We start from the raw sequence: 15,926 nt of genomic DNA, 5'->3' as shown, positions 1-15,926 counted from the left end.
CGCCCGGGCCCCGCGAGGCGGGCGCCCGCGAGGCCGGGCCCCGCGAGCGGTCCCCCCCCGTGCCCCGCCCGCGGGACCGGTTCCGCACCGGCCGGGCCGCCCGGTGGTGCCGGGGGTTGTCGGCCCCCGCCAGTAGGGTGGTTGGCATGGCCGACCCTTCCAGCTACCGTCCCGAGCCCGGGCAGATCCCCGACTCCCCGGGGGTCTACAAGTTCCGCGACGACCACCGCCGGGTGATCTACGTCGGGAAGGCCAAGAGCCTGCGCCAGCGCCTCGCGAGCTACTTCCAGGACATCGCCGGCCTGCACCCCCGTACCGCCACCATGGTCACCACGGCCGCCTCCGTCGAGTGGACCGTCGTGTCCACCGAGGTCGAGGCGCTCCAGCTCGAATACTCCTGGATCAAGGAGTACGACCCCCGGTTCAACGTCAAGTACCGGGACGACAAGAGCTACCCCTCCCTCGCCGTGACCATGAACGAGGTGTACCCCCGGGTCCAGGTCATGCGCGGGCCCAAGAAGAAGGGCGTGCGCTACTTCGGCCCGTACGGGCACGCCTGGGCCATCCGCGAGACCGTCGACCTGATGCTGCGCGTCTTCCCGGTGCGGACCTGCTCCGCCGGCGTGTTCAAGCGGTCCGCGCAGATCGGCCGCCCCTGCCTGCTCGGCTACATCGGCAAGTGCTCCGCGCCCTGCGTCGGCCGGGTCACCCCCGATGAGCACCGCGAACTCGCCGAGGACTTCTGCGACTTCATGGCGGGCCGGACCGGCACCTACCTCTCGCGGCTCGAGAAGCAGATGCACGAGGCCGCCGAGGAGATGGAGTACGAGAAGGCCGCCAGGCTGCGCGACGACATAGGCGCCCTGCGCCGCGCGATGGAGAAGAACGCCGTCGTGCTCGCCGACGCCACCGACGCCGACCTCATCGCGGTCGCCGAGGACGAGCTGGAGGCGGCCGTGCAGATCTTCCACGTCCGCGGCGGCCGGGTCCGCGGCCAGCGCGGCTGGGTCACCGACAAGGTGGAGGCGGTGGACACCGCCGGGCTCGTCGAGCACGCCCTCCAGCAGCTGTACGGGGAGGAGAAGGGCGAGGCCGTCCCCAAGGAGGTGCTGGTACCGGCGCTCCCCGAGGACACGCCCGCCCTCAGCCAGTGGCTCGCCGGCCGGCGCGGTTCCGGAGTCAGCCTGCGCATCCCGCAGCGCGGGGACAAGAAGTCCCTGATGGAGACCGTCCACCGCAACGCCCAGCAGTCCCTCGCCCTGCACAAGACCAAGCGCGCCAGTGACCTCACCACCCGCTCCCGGGCCCTGGAGGAGATCGCCGAGGCCCTGGAGCTGGACGGCGCGCCCCTGCGCATCGAGTGCTTCGACATCTCCCACCTCCAGGGGGAGGACGTCGTGGCGTCGATGGTGGTGTTCGAGGACGGGCTGGCCAGGAAGAGCGAGTACCGCAGGTTCCAGATCAAGGGCTTCGAGGGCCAGGACGACGTCCGGTCCATGCACGAGGTCGTCTCCCGGCGCTTCCGCCGCTACCTCCAGGAGAAGCTGAAGACGGGGGAGTGGTCCCCCGAGGACGGCGAGCCGGAGGACGACGGTCGGCCCAGGCGTTTCGCGTACCCCCCGCAGCTCGTCGTCGTCGACGGCGGGCAGCCGCAGGTGGCGGCCGCCAAGCGGGCCCTGGAGGAACTCGGGATCGACGACGTGGCGGTGTGCGGGCTCGCCAAACGGCTGGAGGAGGTCTGGCTGCCCGGCGAGGACGACCCCGTCGTGCTGCCCCGCACCAGCGAAGGCCTCTACCTGCTCCAGCGGGTGCGTGACGAAGCCCACCGGTTCGCCATCCGGTACCAGCGCGACAAGCGCGGAAAGCGCCTGAAGGCGGGCCCGCTGGACGAGGTACCGGGCCTCGGGGAGAGCCGCAGGCTGGCCCTCGTCAAGCACTTCGGTTCGGTGAAGAACCTGAGACAGGCGACAATCGAGCAGATCTGCGAGGTCCCGGGCATAGGCCGCAAGACGGCGGAGACCGTGGCCGCCGCCCTCGCCGGGGCGGTTCCCGCCGGTCCTGCCGTCAACACGGCGACAGGAGAGATCATTGAGGACGAGGTCTCCGCACCTGCGGAGACATCGCCCGAACGGGGGACCGCGCCATGACCGAGCACGAGACCGCACAGACCGCACAGACCGCACACACGAACGAGCACGACCGAGACGGAGCACAGGTGAGTACGGGCACGACCGTGGAGCCCGGCGACAACGCCGAGGCGGCCATCCCCGAGCTGGTGATCATCTCCGGGATGTCCGGAGCCGGCCGCAGTACGGCGGCCAAGTGTCTGGAGGACCTCGGCTGGTTCGTCGTGGACAACCTCCCGCCGGCCCTGATCCCCACCATGGTGGAGCTCGGCGCCCGCTCCCAGGGCAACGTGGCGCGGATCGCCGTCGTCGTCGACGTCCGCGGCCGCCAGTTCTTCGACGCCCTGCGCGAGTCCCTCTCCGACCTGGAGGCCCGCGGCGTCACCCGCCGCATCGTCTTCCTGGAGTCCTCCGACGACGCGCTGGTCCGGCGTTTCGAGTCGGTCCGCCGCCCCCACCCGCTCCAGGGCGACGGCCGGATCGTCGACGGCATCGCCGCCGAGCGCGACCTGCTGCGCGAGCTGCGCGGCGACGCCGACCTGGTCATCGACACCTCCAGCCTGAACGTGCACGAGCTGCGCGCCAAGATGGACGCCCAGTTCGCGGGCGACGAGGAGCCCGAGCTGCGGGCCACCGTCATGTCCTTCGGCTTCAAGTACGGCCTGCCCGTCGACGCCGACCTCGTCGTCGACTGCCGCTTCATCCCCAACCCGCACTGGGTGCCCGAGCTGCGCCCCTTCACCGGGCTCAACGAGGAGGTGTCGGGCTACGTCTTCAGCCAGCCCGGCGCCAAGGAGTTCCTCGACCGCTACACCGAGCTGCTCCAGCTCATCGCCGCCGGCTACCGCCGCGAGGGCAAGCGGTACGTGACCATCGCGGTCGGCTGCACCGGCGGCAAGCACCGCAGCGTGGCCATGTCCGAGAAGCTCGCCGCCCGCCTCGCGTCCGAGGGCGTCGAGACCGTCGTCGTCCACCGGGACATGGGGCGCGAGTGACCGGTCGGACCCTGCGGCTGCGCCGCCTGCGCCGCCTCACCCCCGGCCGGGGCGAGGAGGGCGCGGGCCGCGCCGGCCGCCGCGGCGCGGCGGCGAAGGTGGCCGCACCCAAGGTCGTCGCCCTCGGCGGCGGCATGGGCCTGTCGGCCTCCCTGGCCGCGCTGCGCCGGATCACCGGCGAGCTCACGGCGGTGGTCACCGTCGCCGACGACGGCGGCTCCAGCGGACGGCTCCGGGAGGAGCTGAGCGTGCTGCCCCCCGGCGACCTGCGCAAGGCGCTGGCCGCGCTGTGCGGGGACGACGACTGGGGGCAGACCTGGGCCCGGGTCATCCAGCACCGCTTCCAGTCCGAGGGCGACCTGCACGGCCACGCGGTCGGCAACCTGCTGATCGTCGCCCTCTGGGAGCAGCTCGGCGACCCCGTCCAGGCCCTCGACCTGGTCGGGAAGCTGCTGGGCGCGCAGGGCCGGGTACTGCCGATGTCGGCGGTGCCGCTGGAGCTCCAGGCCCTGGTCAAGGGACACGACCCGGCGCGCCCGAACGAGGTCGACACGGTCCGGGGGCAGGCCACGGTGGCCCTCACCCCCGGTGAGGTGCTCTCCGTGCAGGTCGTGCCGGCCGACCCGCCGGCCGTGCCGGAGGCCGTCGCCGCCGTGCTCGACGCCGACTGGGTGGTACTGGGCCCGGGGTCCTGGTTCTCCTCCGTGATCCCGCACCTGCTGGTGCCGGAACTGCTCGACGCGCTGGTGCAGACGAAGGCCCGCAGGGTCCTGTCACTGAACCTGGCACCGCAGCCCGGCGAAACCGAGGGCTTCTCTCCGCAGCGTCATTTGGAGGTTTTGGCCCGACACGCCCCTAAACTCGCCCTGGACGTGGTGCTGGCCGACGAGGCCGCCGTGCCCGACCGCGAGTCCCTCGCCGATGCCGCGAAACGGTTCGGTGCCGCGGTCGAGCTGGCTCCAGTGGCCTGGCGTGGGGGTACCTCCCAGGCCGAAGGCGCTGGGGGAGGTTCTCCGAAGCACGATCCGGAGCTGCTGGCCGCCGCGTACGACCGTATTTTTCGGATGCATGGAAGGATCGGCCCATGGCGATGACGCCCGCGGTGAAGGATGAGATCTCACGCCTCCCCGTCACCCGGACCTGCTGCAGGAAGGCGGAGGTCTCGGCGATCCTGCGGTTCGCGGGCGGCCTGCACCTGGTGAGCGGCCGCATCGTCATCGAGGCGGAGCTGGACACCGGCATCGCCGCGCGACGGCTGCGCAAGGACATCCTGGAGATCTTCGGACACTCCTCCGACCTGGTGGTCATGGCCCCCGGCGGACTGCGCCGCGGCAGCCGTTTCGTCGTGCGCGTCGTGGCGGGCGGGGACCAGCTGGCACGCCAGACGGGCCTGGTGGACGGCCGCGGCCGTCCCATCCGGGGTCTTCCCCCGCAGGTGGTCTCCGGGGCCACCTGTGACGCGGAGGCGGCCTGGCGCGGTGCCTTCCTGGCCCACGGCTCCCTCACCGAGCCCGGGCGGTCGTCCTCGCTGGAGGTCACCTGCCCCGGCCCGGAGGCCGCCCTGGCCCTGGTGGGCGCCGCCCGCAGGCTCTCCATCGCCGCCAAGGCGCGCGAGGTGCGCGGCGTGGACCGGGTCGTGGTCCGCGACGGGGACGCCATCGGCGCCCTGCTGACCCGCCTCGGCGCCCACGAGTCGGTGCTGGCCTGGGAGGAGCGGCGGATGCGGCGCGAGGTGCGCGCCACCGCCAACCGCCTCGCCAACTTCGACGACGCCAACCTGCGCCGCTCCGCGCGGGCCGCGGTGGCCGCCGGCGCCCGGGTGCAGCGCGCGCTGGAGATCCTCGGCGAGGAGGTCCCCGAGCACCTCGCCGCGGCCGGCCGGCTGCGCATGGAGCACAAGCAGGCCTCCCTGGAGGAACTGGGCGCGCTCGCCGACCCGCCGCTGACCAAGGACGCCGTCGCGGGCCGGATCCGCCGCCTGCTGGCGATGGCCGACAAGCGGGCCCAGGACCTCGGCATCCCGGGCACCGAATCGAACCTGGACCTCAGCGAGGAGCTGGCCGACAACATGGCGGGCTGACCAGCGGCTCCCCGGACGCGCGCCCTGACGGGCCCGCACGCCTCCGCGTGCGGGCCCGTTCCGTTCCCGGTTTGTCCCGTTGACATGGGCATCGCCGGATCGTGAGCCTGGCGTCCGAACGTTTCGTGGCAGACGACGCCCAGGGGGGCACATGAGGCACCGCGCGAGATCGATCCTCGCCGCAAGCGCACTCGTCCTGGCAACCACACTCGCCGCACTGCCCGCCGCGGCCCAGCCCCGGCCCGCGTCCGGCACCGCACCCGCCGCCGACGAGGTGCGGACCTACGACGCAGACATCACCCGCGAGCAGGTCCCGCTCGTTCTCGCCGCCGGCCAGGACGGCCACGAACTCTCCGAGCGCGCCCCCGAGACCGGGACCGCCCGGGTGGAGCTCTTCCTCACCGGGGAGCAGGCCGCACGGCTCGCGGCCCAGGGGATCCGGCTCGCCGAGCGCAAGGTCTCCCCCCAGGGGTCGGCCCGTGCCAAGGCCGCCGGGGACGGGGTCTTCCGCCCGTACAGCGGCAAGGGAGGCCTGCGGGAGGAGATCCTGCGGACCGCGCAGGAGAACCCGGCGCTCACCAAGGTCGTCTCCATCGGCAGGACCGTCCAGGGCAAGGACATCCTCGCCCTCAAGGTCACCAAGGACGCCAGGAGGACCGAGGACGGCGACAAGCCGTCCGTGCTCTACATGTCCAACCAGCACGCCCGCGAGTGGATCACCCCCGAGATGACCCGGCGGCTGATGCACCACACCCTGGACAACTACGGCAAGGACGAACGGATCACCCGGCTGGTGGACTCCACCGAGCTGTGGTTCCTGCTCTCCGCCAACCCCGACGGGTACGACCACACCTTCACCTCCGACAGCGCCCGGCTGTGGCGCAAGAACCTCCGCGACAACAACGGCGACGGCAGGACCACCGCGGCCGACGGGGTCGACCTCAACCGCAACTTCGCCTACAAGTGGGGCTACGACAACGAGGGTTCCTCCCCCAACCCCTCCAGCGAGACCTTCCGCGGCCCCGGGGCGCAGTCCGAGCCCGAGACCCGGGCCCTCGACGCCTTCGAGAAGCGCATCGGCTTCGCGTACGCCATCAACTACCACTCGGCCTCCGAGCTGATCCTGTACGGCGTGGGCTGGCAGGTCGCCACCCCCACCCCGGACGACGTCGCCTACAGGGCGCTCGCCGGCACCCCCGAGAAGCCCGCCGTCCCCGGCTACCGCCCGCAGCTCTCCTCCGAGCTGTACACCACCAACGGCGAGGCCGACGGCCACGCGGCCAACGCCAACGGCGTCATGATGTTCACCCCGGAGATGACCACCTGCCAGACGGCCTCCGCGATCGACCCGGACGACGCCTGGAAGCCCGAGGACTGCGCCTCCGGGTTCAACTTCCCGGACGACGAGAAGCTGATCCAGCAGGAATTCGCCAAGAACGTCCCCTTCGCGCTGAGCGTCGGCGAGAGCGCCGCCCACCCGGACCGGCCCTCGTCCTCCGTCGGCACGAGCGCCGCCGACTTCACCCCCGACCCCTTCACCACCTCCTACGCGGCCCGCGGCGAGGACCAGACGGTCGCCGTCACGGCCCGCAAGGCGCTCGAGGACAAGCGGCTCAACTTCCGCGTCAACGGCGGCCGTACGCACGACGACGCGCTCAAGGCCTGGAAGGGCGGCAGGGTCTACGGCGGCGAGGACAACAACTGGTTCGACGAGTACCGGGCCACGGTGGACGGCACCAGGCCCGGCGACAAGGTCGAGGTCTGGTTCACCGGCCGAGACCGCTCCGGCGGCCTGGTCTCCAGCGAGCGCTTCACGTACACCGTGGCGCAGCGCCCCCGCGCGGACGTGCTGGTGATCGCCGAGGAGGGCGCGAAGGCGCGGAACGCCCAGAGCTACGTGGACGCGCTTCGGGCCGGCGGAAAGTCCGCGGCCGTCTGGGACGTGGCCACCCAGGGTGCCCCGCACCGCCTCGGAGTGCTCTCCCACTTCGGTACGGCCGTCCACTACACCGGCGCCGCGGCCCCCGGCGGACCCACCCAGCTGGCGGTCCGCGAGTTCCTCAACGAGGGCGGCAAGCTCGTCGAGGCCGGGGAGCTGGCGGGCGGCCGGGCCCAGGTCGGGCGGGCCCTGACCGACGACTTCAGCCAGTACTACCTCGGCGCCTACGGCCGCACCCCGGCCCAGGGCGCGACGGGCTTCACCGGCGCGGGAGCCCTCGCCGGGACCAAGGGCTCCCTCGGTGACGCGGCGGGCCACCCGCTGGGCGCCCCCGGCGCCTACACCGTCACCTCCGACAGCCTCCCCGCGGCGCAGTTCCCGCAGTTCGGGAGCGCTCAGGCGGGCCAGTACGCCGGAGTCGTGAACCCGTACGCCCCTTACGCGGGCAGCGGGATGGCCGCGGCCGCCCATGACGACGACGACTGGAAGCGGCTCACGCGCACGATCGACCTCACCCGGGTCACCGCCGCCGACCAGCCGAAGCTGAGGATGGCCCTCAACTGGAACACCGAGGAGGGCTACGACCACGCCGTCCTGGAGGCCCGTACGGCCGGCGGGGACGACTGGACCACACTTCCGGAAGCGGGCGGGCTGAGCTCCGCCACAGTCCCGGCGGAGTGCGAGGCCGGATTCTTCCTGGGTGGCCACCCCTTCCTGCGCCGCTACCTCACCCTGGACTCCGGTGGCTGCACCGCCTCCGGCAGCAGCGGAGCGTGGCACAGCTTCACCGGCTCCTCCGGGGGCTGGAAGCAGGCCGCCTTCGACCTGAGCCCCTACGCGGGGAAGACGGTCGAGGTCTCCCTCTCCTACGTGACCGACCCCGGATCGGGAGGCCGCGGTGTCTTCGCCGACGAGGCGCGGGTGTCCGTGGGCGGCGCCGACCAGCCCGTCGAGGGGTTCGAGACCTCCCTCGGGCCGTGGGCCGCGCAGGGCGCGCCCGCCGGAAGTCCGGACGTTCCGGGGGATTGGTCCAGGTCCGGAGAGCTCTTCAAGTCGTACGCGGCGGTCACTACGCGTGACACGGTCCTGCTCGGTTTCGGGCTGGAGCACGTCCCGGCCGCGGCGGACCGGGCCGCAGTGCTCCGCAAGGCGCTCGCGTCGTTGGGCCGCTGATCCGCCACCCGGTCCCCGCTCACCCTGAGTGACGGGGGCCGGAGTTCCCCGGGGTCCCGTGCCGTGGCCACTGGTACAGGGCTTCGGGGCCTCCCCCGTGGGGCAGGGGGAGTGTCAGGCCCCGACCGATGTCACTCCGAAGCTCACAGAGAGGTAGGGTCGTAAGCGGTCGGGGACATCCCATACAGCTCGCCGGCGGGACAGGCCGGCGCACCAACGAGGAGATCGGTTCGTGACGATCCGCGTAGGCATCAATGGTTTTGGCCGAATTGGCCGTAACTACTTCCGGGCTCTTCTCGAGCAGGGAGCGGACATCGAGATCGTCGGTGTCAACGACCTGACGGACAACGCCACCCTGGTGCACCTGCTCAAGTACGACACCATCCTGGGCCGCCTCAAGGCCGAGGTCTCCCACACCGACGACACCATCACGGTCGCCGGCAACACCTTCAAGACCTTCGCCGAGCGCGACCCCGCGAACCTCCCGTGGGGCGAGCTGGGCGCCGACATCGTCATCGAGTCGACCGGCATCTTCACGAAGAAGGCCGACGCGGCCAAGCACATCGCGGCCGGCGCGAAGAAGGTCCTCATCTCGGCTCCGGCCAAGGACGAGGACATCACCATCGTGATGGGCGTCAACCAGGACAAGTACGACGCGGCCAACCACCACGTGATCTCCAACGCCTCCTGCACCACCAACTGTGTGGCGCCGATGGCCAAGGTCCTCGACGAGAACTTCGGCATCGTCAAGGGCATGATGACGACGGTCCACGCCTACACCAACGACCAGCGCATCCTGGACTTCCCGCACTCGGACCTGCGCCGCGCCCGCGCCGCCGCCGAGAACATCATCCCGACCTCCACCGGTGCCGCCAAGGCCACCGCGCTGGTCCTGCCGCAGCTCAAGGGCAAGCTCGACGGCATCGCCATGCGCGTCCCGGTCCCGACCGGCTCGGTCACCGACCTCGTCCTGGAGCTCGACCGCGAGGTCACCAAGGACGAGATCAACGCCGCCTTCCAGAAGGCCGCGGAGGGCCAGCTCAAGGGCATCCTCGACTACACCGAGGACGCGATCGTCTCCTCCGACATCGTGAACTGGCCGGCCTCCTGCACCTTCGACTCCTCCCTGACCATGGTCCAGGGCAAGCAGGTCAAGGTCGTCGGCTGGTACGACAACGAGTGGGGCTACTCCAACCGACTCGTCGACCTGACCGTCTTCGTCGGCGGTCAGCTCTAAGAACGTAGGGCAAGGCAACACGATGTGAGCACAGGGTCCGTTCGGCGCGATGAGGCGCCGTCCGGGCCCTGTCGCTTGCCTGGTCCTCCCGTCCTCGCCCTCCGGGTGAAGGTCTCCTAAGGAGTAGGAAACACATGAAGACGATCGACGAACTGCTCGCCGAGGGCGTCGCCGGCAAGCGGGTCTTCGTCCGCGCCGACCTCAACGTGCCCCTGGCGAACGGTGAGATCACCGATGACGGCCGCATCCGCGCCGTCCTGCCGACCATCGCGAAGCTGGCCGAGGCCGGCGCCCGCGTGGTCGTCGCCTCGCACCTGGGCCGCCCCAAGGGCGCCCCGGACCCGGCCTTCTCGCTCGCCCCGGCGGCCAAGCGGCTCGGCGAGCTGCTCGACGCGGAGGTGGCCTTCGCCACCGACACCGTCGGCGCCTCCGCCAAGGAGACCGTCGCGGCCCTCGCCGACGGACGGGTCGCCGTCATCGAGAACCTGCGCTTCAACGCCGGCGAGACCTCGAAGGACGACGCGGAGCGCGGCGCCTTCGCGGACCAGCTCGCCGAGCTGGCCGACGTCTACGTCGGCGACGGCTTCGGCGCCGTCCACCGTAAGCACGCCTCGGTCTTCGACCTGCCCGCGCGCCTCCCGCACGCGGCCGGCTACCTCATCGCCACCGAGGTCGGCGTCCTGCAGAAGCTCACCGCCGACGTCCAGCGCCCCTACGTGGTCGTCCTCGGCGGCGCCAAGGTCTCCGACAAGCTCGCCGTCATCGACGAGCTGCTCGGCAAGGCCGACCGCATCCTCATCGGCGGCGGCATGGCCTACACCTTCCTCCACGCCAAGGGCTACGAGGTCGGCATCTCCCTGCTCCAGAAGGACCAGGTGGACACGGTCAAGGAGTACATGGCGCGCGCCGAGCGGAACGGCGTCGAGCTGGTCCTGCCCGTCGACATCCTGGCCTCCTCGGACTTCCCCGACCTCAAGGGCAAGACCCCGGCGGAGTTCGTCACCGTCGCCGCGGACGCCATCCCCGCGGACAAGGAGGGGCTGGACATCGGGCCCAAGACCCGTGAGCTGTACGCTTCGAAGATCGCCGACGCCGCGACCGTCTTCTGGAACGGCCCGGTGGGCGTCTTCGAGCACCCCGACTACGCGGGCGGCACCGCCGCCATCGCGCAGGCCCTCCTCGACAGCCGGGCCTTCACCGTGGTCGGCGGTGGCGACAGCGCCGCCTCCGTCCGCATCCTCGGCTTCGACGAGAACGCCTTCGGTCACATTTCCACCGGTGGTGGCGCCAGCCTCGAATACCTCGAGGGCAAGACGCTCCCCGGCCTCGCCGCCCTGGAGGGCTGAACCCCCATGACCACTGTGAACGGCCGCACCCCGCTGATGGCGGGCAACTGGAAGATGAACCTCAACCACCTCGAGGCCATCGCCCACGTCCAGAAGCTCGCCTTCGCGCTCACCGACAAGGACTACGACGCCGTCGAGGTCGCGGTGCTCCCGCCCTTCACCGACCTGCGCTCGGTCCAGACCCTGGTCGACGGCGACAAGCTGAAGATCAAGTACGGCGCCCAGGACATCTCGGCGCACGACTCCGGCGCGTACACGGGTGAGATCTCCGGCCCGATGCTGTCGAAGCTGAGCTGCACCTTCGTCGCCGTCGGCCACAGCGAGCGCCGCCAGTACCACGGCGAGGGCGACGAGATCTGCAACGCCAAGGTGAAGGCCGCCTTCCGCAACGGGATCACCCCGATCCTGTGCGTCGGCGAGGGCCTGGACGTCCGCAAGGCCGGCAACCAGGTCGCGCACACGCTGGCCCAGGTCGAGGGCGGTCTCAAGGACCTCCCGGCCGAGCAGGCCGAGTCCATCGTGATCGCGTACGAGCCGGTCTGGGCGATCGGCACCGGCGAGGTCGCCACCCCCGAGGACGCGCAGGAGGTCTGCGGGGCGATCCGCGGCCGCCTCGCCGAGCTGTACTCCCAGGAGCTGGCCGACAAGGTCCGCATCCAGTACGGCGGCTCGGTCAAGGCCGGCAACATCGCCGCGATCATGGCCCAGCCCGATGTCGACGGTGCGCTGATCGGCGGCGCCGCGCTGGACGTGGACGAGTTCGTCAAGATCGTCCGCTTCCGCGACCAGTGAGTATGCGGTAGGGCCGATCCGTCGTACCCTTGCGGGGGCCGGGGGCCGCGTACGCGCGGCCTGCCGGCCCCCGCTTCCTCCCAGCAAGCCCAGAAAGTAGGAATCAGCCGTGGTTATGGGGTTCTCGATCGCCCTGCTCGTCTTCAGCGCTCTGCTGATGCTGCTCGTGCTGATGCACAAGGGCAAGGGTGGCGGCCTTTCCGACATGTTCGGCGGCGGCATGCAGTCCTCGGTCGGCGGCTCCTCCGTGGCCGAGCGCAACCTCGACCGCATCACGGTCGTGGTCGGCCTGCTGTGGTTCGCCTGCATCGTCGCGCTCGGCCTGCTCATGAAGGCCGCCGCCGTCTGACGGTTCTGGCCATTCGGCCCGTCCCGCCGGTTCCGCCCGGCCTATCATGAGGGCCTGCGTCCACGGCCGGAGCGAGTAACTCCGGTTGCTGGACGCGCGTTGGGCCTTACGTAGACTGGGGCGTCCGCAGCGGACATCCCTCACGCTCCGCGGCACCATCACGCAGGGAGTTACGACCGTGGCAAGTGGCAACGCGATTCGTGGAAGTCGGGTCGGAGCCGGGCCGATGGGCGAGGCCGAGCGCGGTGAATCCGCGCCCCGCCTGCGCATCTCCTTCTGGTGCTCGAACGGGCACGAGACGCAGCCGAGTTTCGCCAGCGACGCGCAGGTGCCGGACACCTGGGACTGCCCGCGCTGCGGGTTCCCGGCCGGCCAGGACCGGGACAATCCGCCCGCGCCGCCGCGCACGGAGCCGTACAAGACGCACCTCGCGTACGTCCGCGAGCGCCGCACGGACGCCGACGGCGAGGCGATCCTCGCCGAGGCCCTCGCCAAGCTCCGCGGCGAGATCTGAGCGGTCCGTCCGCACACGACCGGCCGCACTCGAAAGCGGCTCGGGGGCCCGGCCCGCAGGAGACCCAATCCCGCGGACCGGGCCCCTTTGTGTGTGTTGTCCCCCTTCCGATCCCTTAGGTTGGACGGTGGCGGGGCACAACAGGACGGAAGAAGTGGGTTGATGTCCGAGATGAACGCAGACAGCCGTACGAGGCTCAACCGGACGCCCGAGTGGCACGCGCTCGGCAAGCACCGGGAAGCGCTGGGGCAGACGCATCTGCGGGAGCTGTTCGAGTCGGACCCGGACCGGGGCACCGGCTACACGCTGCGCGTCGGGGACCTGCACATCGACTACTCGAAGCACCTCGTCACCGACGAGACGCTCGGGCTGCTGCGCGAACTGGCCGCGGCCACCGGCGTGGCGGAGCTGCGGGACGCGATGTTCCGCGGCGAGAAGATCAACGTGACGGAGGACCGCGCGGTCCTGCACACCGCGCTGCGCGCCCCCCTGGACGCGGTCGTCGAGGTGGACGGCGAGAACGTCGTACCCGGCGTGCACGAGGTCCTCGACAAGATGGCGGCCTTCTCCCGCCAGGTCAGGTCGGGGGAGTGGACCGGATTCACCGGCGAGCGCATCAAGAACGTCGTCAACATCGGCATCGGCGGCTCCGACCTGGGCCCCGCCATGGCGTACGAGGCGCTGCGCGCCTTCACCGACCGCGGCCTGACCGTGCGGTTCGTGTCCAACGTGGACGGCGCCGACCTGCACGAGGCCGTGCGCGACCTCGACCCGGCGCGGACGCTGTTCATCATCGCGTCGAAGACCTTCACCACCATCGAGACCATCACCAACGCCACCTCGGCACGGGAATGGCTGCTCGCGGGTCTGGGCGGCGACCAGGCCGCCGTGGCACGGCACTTCGTGGCGCTGTCCACGAACGCCGAGAAGGTCACCGAGTTCGGCATCGACCCGGCCAACATGTTCGGCTTCTGGGACTGGGTCGGCGGACGCTACTCCTTCGACTCCGCCATCGGCCTCTCCCTGATGATCGCTATCGGCCCGGACGCCTTCCGCGAGATGCTCGGCGGCTTCCACGCCATGGACGAGCACTTCCGCACCGCGCCCCCGGAGCGCAACGCCCCGCTGCTGCTGGGCCTGTTGGGCATCTGGTACGGGGCCTTCTTCGACGCGCAGTCGCACGCCGTGCTCCCGTACAGCCACTACCTCTCCCGTTTCACCGCCTACTTGCAGCAGCTGGACATGGAGTCCAACGGCAAGTCCGTGGACCGGGACGGCAATCCGGTGGACTGGCAGACCGGCCCGGTGGTGTGGGGCACGCCCGGCACCAACGGACAGCACGCCTACTACCAGCTGATCCACCAGGGCACCCGGATGATCCCGGCCGACTTCATCGGCTTCGCCCGCCCGGTGGCGGAGCTGCCGCCGGCGCTGGCCGCCCAGCACGACCTGCTGATGGCGAACTTCTTCGCCCAGACGCAGGCCCTGGCCTTCGGCAAGACCGCCGACGAGGTGCGTGCGGAGGGCGTCGCCGAGGAGCTCGTCCCGCACAAGACCTTCCGGGGCAACCACCCGACGACCACCATCCTCGCCACCGAACTGACGCCGTCGGTGCTGGGGCAGCTCATCGCGCTGTACGAGCACAAGGTGTTCGTGCAGGGTGCCGTGTGGAACATCGACTCCTTCGACCAGTGGGGCGTCGAACTCGGCAAGGTCCTCGCCAAGCGCGTGGAGCCGGCGCTGACCGAGGGCTCCGCCGTGGAGGGACTCGACCCGTCGACGCGGGCGCTGGTGACCGCCTACCGCGAACTGCGCGGCCGCTGACGCACGGCGAAGGGCCCCGCACCGGTCGCCGGTGCGGGGCCCTTCGCGCGGCCGCCGTCAGGCGGAAGCCGGGGGATACAGCCCGGCGGGCAGCTTGGCCGCCGCCGCGCGGTCCAGCAGCCACAGGGTGCGGCTGCGGCCGTGGGCGGCCGCGGCCGGGGCCTGGACCGCGCCGGCCCCGCCCAGGGCGATGGCCACCGCCCCCGCCTTGTCCTCGCCGGCCGCCAGCAGCCAGACCTCGCGGGCCGCGAGGATCGCCGGGAGGGTGAGCGAGACGCGGGTCGGCGGCGGCTTCGGGGCGCCGTGGACGCCGACGACGGTGCGCTCCGTCTCACGGGCCGCCGGGTGCTCGGGGAACAGGGACGCCACGTGGGTGTCCGGGCCCACGCCCAGCATCAGCACGTCGAACGTGGGCACCGGGCCGTGGTCCTCGGGCCCGGCGGCCTTCGCCAGTTCGGCGGCGTAGGCGGCCGCGGCGGCGTCGACGTCGTCGCCGTACGGACCGTCGGAGGCGGGCATCGCGTGCACGCGGGCCGGGTCCACGGGGACGGCGTCCAGCAGCGCCTCGCGGGCCTGGACGTGGTTGCGCTCGGGGTCGTCGGCGGGGACGTACCGCTCGTCGCCCCACCAGAGGTCGATGCGGGACCAGTCGACGGCGTCCCGGGCGGGGGCGGCGGCGAGCGCCGCGAGCAGGCCGTTGCCGTTGCGGCCGCCGGTCAGGACCACGGAGGCCGAGCCGCGGGCCGCCTGTGCGTCCACGATCTTCGTGATGAGCCGGGCCGCCGCGGCCTGGGCCATCAGCTCCTTGTCCCGGTGGACGACGACCTGGGGAGTCGTCATACCCATGTGCTGCCGCCTTCTTGGTAGTTCTGGGATGAATGGTGCGTGCGCGTCGGTGCGGGGTGCCGCTGCGCGGAGCCGTTCCCCACCGCGCCCCTTCCCGAAACCGGGGGCAGGCCGCCCGGCCCCCGTACGGGCGCTCCGCCCGAAGGGGACCGCACCCGGCGACGGGGCCGTCGAGGGGCGCGGCGGGTCCGGGCCCATGCCCCGGGCCCTCCGAAACGGGGTCGAAGGGCCCGGGGCTGCGCCCCAGGTCCTTCGTCCCCCTGACGGGTTGGCGAACCTGGGGCTGCGCCCGGCTCCCGGCGCCCGGGGCGCCGATGGTGCGGTGGGTCCGGGGGCATGCCCCGGGGGCCGCACCCGACGCGGTGGAAGGGGCCGGGGCTGCGCCCCTGACCCTTCGTCACGCCGACGGGGTGGCGGACCTGGGCCCTGCCCCGGTCCGTGCGCCCGGGCTGTGCCCTGGGCACTTCGTGCCGTTGGCGGGGTGGAAGGGAGCCGGAGGTGTGTCCCGAGGCCGTGTTACGGGCCCGGGCGGGCGGTGGGGGGGGGGGGGGGGGGGGGGGGGGGGCGCCCCCCCCCCCCCCCCCCCCCCGGCCCCCCCCGCCCCCCCGGGGGGCCCCCCCCCCCGGGGGGGGGGCCCCCCCCCCCCCCCCCGGGTCTGGGGGCACCTCCCAGCGGTAGCTGGGGGAGCAAGATCCGGAAGAGACG

At 72.0% G+C, this 15,926-nt stretch carries 12 protein-coding genes; 11 read left to right on the top strand and 1 reads right to left on the bottom strand.

The features are described 5' to 3' along the window. Positions 1–146 precede the first annotated feature (146 nt). The 11 genes from uvrC (at position 147) to pgi (ending at position 14,375) form a co-directional block, all read left to right on the top strand. Complete coding sequence (gene uvrC / locus ACFY7H_RS08690) at positions 147–2,147, top strand: excinuclease ABC subunit UvrC (protein ID WP_388935097.1); 2,001 nt, start codon at positions 147–149, stop codon at positions 2,145–2,147. After that, entirely contained in the window at positions 2,144–3,121 is a 978-nt protein-coding gene (gene rapZ, locus ACFY7H_RS08685; protein WP_388935094.1) for an RNase adapter RapZ, read from the top strand. The genes uvrC and rapZ overlap by 4 nt, the downstream gene beginning before the upstream one ends. Next, positions 3,118–4,215 (top strand): uridine diphosphate-N-acetylglucosamine-binding protein YvcK, encoded by a 1,098-nt coding sequence (yvcK, locus tag ACFY7H_RS08680; RefSeq protein WP_388935092.1) that lies wholly within the window; start codon positions 3,118–3,120, stop codon positions 4,213–4,215. Before rapZ ends, yvcK begins: the two co-directional genes overlap by 4 nt. Continuing rightward, entirely contained in the window at positions 4,206–5,201 is a 996-nt protein-coding gene (whiA, locus tag ACFY7H_RS08675) for a DNA-binding protein WhiA (protein WP_030237199.1), read from the top strand. Before yvcK ends, whiA begins: the two co-directional genes overlap by 10 nt. Positions 5,202–5,352: 151 nt before the next feature. Then, positions 5,353–8,313 carry a M14 family zinc carboxypeptidase gene (locus ACFY7H_RS08670; protein ID WP_388935089.1) on the top strand — a complete coding sequence of 987 codons (2,961 nt, stop codon included), beginning with the start codon at positions 5,353–5,355 and terminating at the stop codon, positions 8,311–8,313. Positions 8,314–8,545: 232 nt separating this feature from the next. After that, positions 8,546–9,550, top strand: a complete 1,005-nt coding sequence (gene gap, locus ACFY7H_RS08665) for a type I glyceraldehyde-3-phosphate dehydrogenase (protein ID WP_388935085.1) — start codon at positions 8,546–8,548, stop codon at positions 9,548–9,550. A 134-nt stretch (positions 9,551–9,684) separates the two neighbouring features. After that, positions 9,685–10,896, top strand: coding sequence for a phosphoglycerate kinase (locus ACFY7H_RS08660; RefSeq protein WP_388935082.1), 1,212 nt, complete (start codon positions 9,685–9,687; stop codon positions 10,894–10,896). A 15-nt stretch (positions 10,897–10,911) separates the two neighbouring features. Continuing rightward, a complete protein-coding gene (gene tpiA / locus ACFY7H_RS08655) occupies positions 10,912–11,688 on the top strand; it encodes a triose-phosphate isomerase (RefSeq protein ID WP_388936167.1) in 777 nt (258 codons plus the stop codon). 115 nt (positions 11,689–11,803) lie between these two features. Then, positions 11,804–12,037 (top strand): preprotein translocase subunit SecG, encoded by a 234-nt coding sequence (secG, locus tag ACFY7H_RS08650; protein WP_388935080.1) that lies wholly within the window; start codon positions 11,804–11,806, stop codon positions 12,035–12,037. 178 nt (positions 12,038–12,215) lie between these two features. Next, a complete protein-coding gene (locus ACFY7H_RS08645) occupies positions 12,216–12,551 on the top strand; it encodes an RNA polymerase-binding protein RbpA (protein WP_007263454.1) in 336 nt (111 codons plus the stop codon). 171 nt (positions 12,552–12,722) lie between these two features. Further along, the gene (pgi, locus tag ACFY7H_RS08640; RefSeq protein WP_388936164.1) at positions 12,723–14,375 is read left to right on the top strand and encodes a glucose-6-phosphate isomerase; all 1,653 of its coding nucleotides are present in this window, start codon (positions 12,723–12,725) and stop codon (positions 14,373–14,375) included. A 57-nt stretch (positions 14,376–14,432) separates the two neighbouring features. On the opposite strand, the gene pgl is transcribed toward pgi, so the two are convergent. Continuing rightward, positions 14,433–15,215, bottom strand: a complete 783-nt coding sequence (gene pgl, locus ACFY7H_RS08635; RefSeq protein WP_388935077.1) for a 6-phosphogluconolactonase — start codon at positions 15,213–15,215, stop codon at positions 14,433–14,435. Positions 15,216–15,926: the final 711 nt, after the last annotated feature.

The sequence above is a fragment of the Streptomyces sp. NPDC012794 genome (assembly GCF_042901085.1).
Taxonomy (GTDB): domain Bacteria; phylum Actinomycetota; class Actinomycetes; order Streptomycetales; family Streptomycetaceae; genus Streptomyces.
Note: the sequence above shows the minus strand (reverse complement) of the source record. Positions and strands in the feature narration are given on the sequence as shown.